Source organism: Vibrio sp. V39_P1S14PM300 (assembly GCF_009904765.1).
Classification (GTDB): Bacteria; Pseudomonadota; Gammaproteobacteria; order Enterobacterales; family Vibrionaceae; genus Vibrio; species Vibrio proteolyticus.
The window spans coordinates 1-5057 of the sequence record NZ_WXWP01000070.1 but is presented as its reverse complement, the minus strand read 5'-3'; the positions used below and the strand labels follow the sequence as shown (position 1 = coordinate 5057).

General features: G+C 49.6%; 4 protein-coding genes and 1 pseudogene. 1 reads left to right on the top strand and 4 read right to left on the bottom strand.

Going from position 1 to position 5057, the window contains the following annotated elements; all coding sequences use genetic code 11:
- Nucleotides 1–234: pseudogene (locus tag CAG65_RS22155) on the top strand (hypothetical protein); the annotation flags it as partial.
- A 9-nt stretch (nucleotides 235–243) separates the two neighbouring features.
- Here the strand turns inward: CAG65_RS22155 and CAG65_RS03410 are convergent.
- From CAG65_RS03410 to CAG65_RS03395, 4 genes are all read right to left on the bottom strand, one after another.
- Nucleotides 244–1020: a phosphoadenylyl-sulfate reductase gene (locus CAG65_RS03410; protein ID WP_021707454.1), complete on the bottom strand. Its 777-nt coding sequence runs from the start codon at nucleotides 1018–1020 to the stop codon at nucleotides 244–246.
- On the bottom strand, nucleotides 1013–2731 hold the full coding sequence (gene cysI, locus CAG65_RS03405; RefSeq protein WP_161452180.1) for an assimilatory sulfite reductase (NADPH) hemoprotein subunit: 1719 nt from the start codon (nucleotides 2729–2731) through the stop codon (nucleotides 1013–1015). The genes CAG65_RS03410 and cysI overlap by 8 nt, the downstream gene beginning before the upstream one ends.
- Complete coding sequence (locus tag CAG65_RS03400; RefSeq protein ID WP_161452178.1) at nucleotides 2731–4587, bottom strand: assimilatory sulfite reductase (NADPH) flavoprotein subunit; 1857 nt, start codon at nucleotides 4585–4587, stop codon at nucleotides 2731–2733. The genes cysI and CAG65_RS03400 overlap by 1 nt, the downstream gene beginning before the upstream one ends.
- A gap of 103 nt (nucleotides 4588–4690) precedes the next feature.
- Nucleotides 4691–4921, bottom strand: a complete 231-nt coding sequence (locus CAG65_RS03395) for a hypothetical protein (protein ID WP_021707451.1) — start codon at nucleotides 4919–4921, stop codon at nucleotides 4691–4693.
- Nucleotides 4922–5057: the final 136 nt, after the last annotated feature.

Below are 5057 nucleotides of genomic sequence, written 5' to 3'. Positions count from 1 at the left end.
CCTTCGAACCCTTGTGAGGCCTTGCCCTGTCGACGAGGAGGCATTATAGAGATCGCCATCACGTTGGCAAGCGTTATTTTGAAAAAATTGCAAAAACAACGCTTAAACGATGAGATTTCAATCAAAGGCTTATTTATTCAACTTTACCCCACAAAAACCGACACCATATTCACAAAGTTATCCACAAAGAGTCTTTTTGGGCATAAAAAAAGGCCGCTTTCGCGGCCTTTATGAATGTCACGGTTATATCCCTGAGCCGTATTGCTCTCCATCATCTTCATGAAGACCACATTCACGCTTCAAGCCAAAGAAACGGGTTTCTTCTTCGCTCATCCCAGGTTCCCACTTTTTGGTGGTATGAGTATCACCTACCGACAAGTACCCTTCCTCCCACAATGGGTGATAGGACAAACCATTCTGCTCTAAATAGTAGTGGACATCTTTATTTGTCCAGTCAATCACAGGCAGGAACTTAAACACACCATTTTGGATCGAGAGCACAGGTAAATTCTGGCGCGACTTGGACTGTTCCCGTCGCAGTCCGGAAAACCAAGTACCAACATTCAGCTCAGTGAGAGCCCGACGCATCGGTTCCACTTTATTAAGCTTGTTGTACTTTTCTATCCCCTCTATACCCTGTTCCCATAATTTACCGTAGCGCGCTTCTTGCCATGCCGGACTTTGCTCACTGCGGTAGATTTTGAGATTCAGCCCCAGCTTAGCTGTCAGCTCATCGATAAAGCGATAAGTTTGTGGGAACAGGTACCCGGTATCGGTCAGAATCACCGGAATATCGGCTTTTACGTTAGACACTAAATGCAGCATTACAGCAGCCTGAATACCAAAGCTGGACGACACTGCGTGCTGCCCCTCCAGATTATCAAGCGCCCACGCTACTCTTTGTTCTGCCGTCAATTGTTCAAGCTGCATATTGATTTCGGCCAAACGGAGCGTTTGCTCGGTTTTGGTCAGTGTCAACAGCTCACTTAACTGAGGCTTAGTTGCAACTGAATCAAGCATGGAAATCCCTCTTTGAATTGACCACTTCTTCAATAATGCCGGCCCGAATGGTGAAATCACCAAAACCTTCGCCCGGATTGCGCTCTTGAGCCCAACGTCCAACTAAGGCGTCAATATCGGTCAGAATTTGTTGATCGGTGATGTTCTCTTTATACATCTTCGGAATTCGAGTCCCGGCACGGTTACCACCAAGGTGAAGGTTATAACGGCCAGGCGCTTTACCCACTAATCCAATTTCCGCCAACATCGCTCGACCGCAGCCATTGGGACACCCCGTTACCCGAAGAATGATGTTGTCTTCTTTGGGTAACTCGTGTTTTTCAAGAATCTCTTCTACCTGAGTAACAAACTCCGGCAGGAAACGTTCGGCTTCCGCCATCGCAAGCGGGCAAGTTGGGAAAGCGACACAAGCCATGGAGTTTTTGCGCTGCTCACTGACACTGGCATCCATCAACCCGTGCTCCAGCGCAATCTGTTCAATCTGCGCTTTTTGTTCGGCAGGCACTCCAGCCACAATCAGATTCTGGTTGGCCGTCATACGGAAATCGCCGTGGTGAATTTTAGCGATTTCAGCCACACCCGATTTTAGCGGTTTCCCCGGATAATCAAGCAGGCGTCCATTTTCAATAAACAGAGTCAGGTGATGTTTACCATCGATCCCTTCAACCCACCCGACACGGTCGCCACGTTCCGTGAATTCATAAGGACGACTGGCTTCAAACGTAACACCGGCACGCTTTTCTACTTCCGCCTTAAACACATCGCTACCAACACGGTCTAGGGTGTATTTGGTTTTCGCATTCTTACGATTAGAGCGGTTACCCCAGTCACGTTGAGTGGTCACAACCGCCGCCGCCACATCGAGTGTCTTCTCCAATGGGATGAAGCCAAAGTCATCGGCGCGACGCGGATAAGTCGAAGTATCGCCGTGCGTCATAGCCAAACCACCGCCAACCAGGACATTAAAGCCCACCAGCTTGCCGTTATCAGCTATAGCGACAAAGTTTAGATCGTTCGCGTGCACGTCAACATCATTCTGCGGCGGGATCATCACCGTCGTTTTGAATTTACGCGGCAAATAATTGCTGCCTAGGATCGGCTCTTCATCGGTGGTTTCCACTTTCTCACCGTCAAGCCAGATCTCTGCGTACGCTCTTGTCTTGGGTAATAGATGCTCACTGATCTTAGCGGCCCACTCATAGGCTTCTTGATGCAATTCAGACTCAACCGGGTTACTGGTACACAGCACGTTGCGGTTGACGTCGCCGGCCGTCGCAATCGAATCGATACCGATGCTGTTCAGCGTCTGATGCATCAGTTTGATATCGGGTTTCAGCACCCCATGAAACTGGAACGTTTGTCGAGTCGTAAGGCGAATACTGCCGTACAGAGAGTGCTCGGAGGCAAACTTGTCAATGGCCAGCCACTGTTTAGGCTGAATGATGCCACCCGGCATACGCGCGCGCAGCATGACATTGTGCAGCGGTTCCAATTTCTGCTTAGCCCGCTCGTTGCGAATATCCCGGTCATCCTGCTGATACATACCGTGAAAACGAATCAGTTGGAAGTTATCCGCAGTAAAGCCGCCCGTAATACGATCCTGCAGATCTTGCTCGATCGTACCGCGTAAAAAGTTGCTTTCTCTTTTTAGACGCTCGTTATCAGAAAGTGGCCCTAACTCTTCGCCTAATACAACCTGCTTCTCACTCATTAGTACACATCCCTTTGATAACGTTTCGCTTTACGGAGATCATTGATAAATTCTTCAGCATCATCACGTGACATTTTGCCTTGCTGTTCCACCACTTCGACCAAGGCTTCATGCACATCTTTCGCCATACGAGTCGCGTCGCCACACACATAAAGGTAAGCGCCATCCTGAATCCACTGCCAAACCTGTTCGGCGTGTTCCAGAATACGGTGTTGTACATAAACCTTTTCCTGCTGATCACGGCTGAACGCAACATCAAGACGACTCAGGACGCCAGACTTGAGGTACTTCTGCCATTCCACCTGATAGAGGAAATCTTGTGTAAAGGTGCGGTCACCGAAGAACAACCAGTTTTTACCATTGGCATCGCGATTGTCCCGCTCCTGGATAAAACTACGGAAAGGGGCGATGCCCGTACCCGGACCGATCATGATCACGGGCGCATCATCACTCGCCGGCAGTTTGAAGTTGTTGTTGTTTTCGATAAACACTTTAACTTCACCGCCCTCTTCCAGACGACGGGCCAGGAAACCGGAGGCACCACCAAGGCGCTCTTCCCCACTGTGATCGTATTCCACCACGCCCAAAGTCAGGTGCACTTCCTCTTCCACTTCAGTCTGACTGGAAGCAATCGAGTACAAGCGCGGAGTCAAGCGGCGCAACAAACCAATCAATGCCTCAGCGCTGAGCTTGGTTTTCTTCTCACTGAGCACATCCACAATCTGAGTGTTGGTTGCGTAGGCCCGCAGTTTATCTTTATCTTCCAACAGCTTGAGCAGCTTTTTGCTGCCAGACAGCTCAGCAAACTTTGTCACCAACTGAGGGTTGGCAGCGGTAATTTCAAACTTGCTCACTAGCGCGCTGTGCAGGGACAAGCTTTCGCCATCGACATCCACACTTTCCACGCCGGACAGACCAACCGCTGCCGCTACAGCATTGGCTAGCTCCGAGCTGTTTTCATACCAAACGCCAAGTGCATCGCCCGGTTGATAACTCAGGCCAGAGCCATCCAGATCAATTTCGATATGGCGTACGTCTTTCCCCGAGTCGCGGCCAGTAATTTTCTGATTGGTCAGCAGCGTTGCGGTATATGGGTTCTGTTTGTTGTATTGAGAAGGGGTCGCAGCGCTCAGCCCTACCGGAAGCTGAACAATTTCTGCTTCGGTCGATGCCAGGGCCTGTTTAACTTGTTCCAACGCCTTCTGGCGCCATTCGGCTGCCGGAACATCGTAGTCGACATCACAATCAATGCGATCGATAAAGGCGGTAGCGCCAAGCTTGGACAGATAGGTATCAAAGTCTTTACCTGTCTGGCAGAAGAATTCGTAGCTAGAGTCACCCAGCCCAATCACGCCGTATTGCAGATTCGGCAGTTTCGGCGCTTTTTTTGACTGCAGGAATTCGTGCAGTTCAATCGCGTTATCCGGTGCTTCGCCTTCACCGTTGGTAGACGCGACGATGATGACATGGGTCTCTTTCGCCAGGTTCTTTCCTTTGTAATCGCTGGCATCAAACAACTCAACCTGGATTCCGGCTGACTTGGCTTCCTGTTCCAGCGCTTCAGCCACTCCTTTGGCATTACCCGTTTGCGAAGCGAATATAATGGTGAGTTTTCCTGCCGGCTTAGCCGATACAGCAGCCGCCGCCTGAGCGATTGGTGCTGCAGCTGCTGCAGGTTGTGACTGGCTTAACCCCCAGAAGTAACCACTTACCCAGGCAAGTTGCTGTGGAGAGAGTTCAGACACGGTATGCTGCAACTGACTGAGCTGCTGATCATTCAGCGGGCTGGCGATAGCTGGCAGTTCTTGTAGTTTCGTGTTTCCGTTAGAAGACATTGTCACGACATCCCTATTCATTGCGTGACGATAGATTAACCACTGAGGCTAATAACAAGAAAGAATAGAAGAGAATGTTTTATAACTTTTGGGTGTAAAGAACGGGCATTAATTGGCCGGGTGATTACTTGGCTTCCACCCTGACCTGCTTAAAGCCCACCGCCATCGCAGATTTGGACGCCATATCCAGATCCACATAATGACACTCTTCACCATGAGCGTCCGTCAAAGGGACGAAGCCACCACGCTCATGTCTAAACTCCACGATCCAAGTCCCTTCTTCACTGGAAGGTTCAATGATCGCCTCAACCAACTTGTTGTCGCGGTAGAGGTTTCTTAATTCGGCCAACGTCATCGCAATCCCTGCTTTATAGTCATACAGATCGGTTCACACTAATCATGGTTTATTCCTGACAAAACTGCCAACTGCGCTTTTATTGATATACTTATATGGTATAAAAAAACACCACTTATTCTGTGGTGTTTTAAGA

Coding starts and splice junctions, on each gene's coding strand:
- cysI (WP_161452180.1), bottom strand. CDS start 2,731: ATGAGTGAGAAGCAGGTTGTATTAGGCGAAGAGTTAGGGCCACTTTCT.
- CAG65_RS03400 (WP_161452178.1), bottom strand. CDS start 4,587: ATGAATAGGGATGTCGTGACAATGTCTTCTAACGGAAACACGAAACTA.
- CAG65_RS03395 (WP_021707451.1), bottom strand. CDS start 4,921: ATGACGTTGGCCGAATTAAGAAACCTCTACCGCGACAACAAGTTGGTT.
- CAG65_RS03410 (WP_021707454.1), bottom strand. CDS start 1,020: ATGCTTGATTCAGTTGCAACTAAGCCTCAGTTAAGTGAGCTGTTGACA.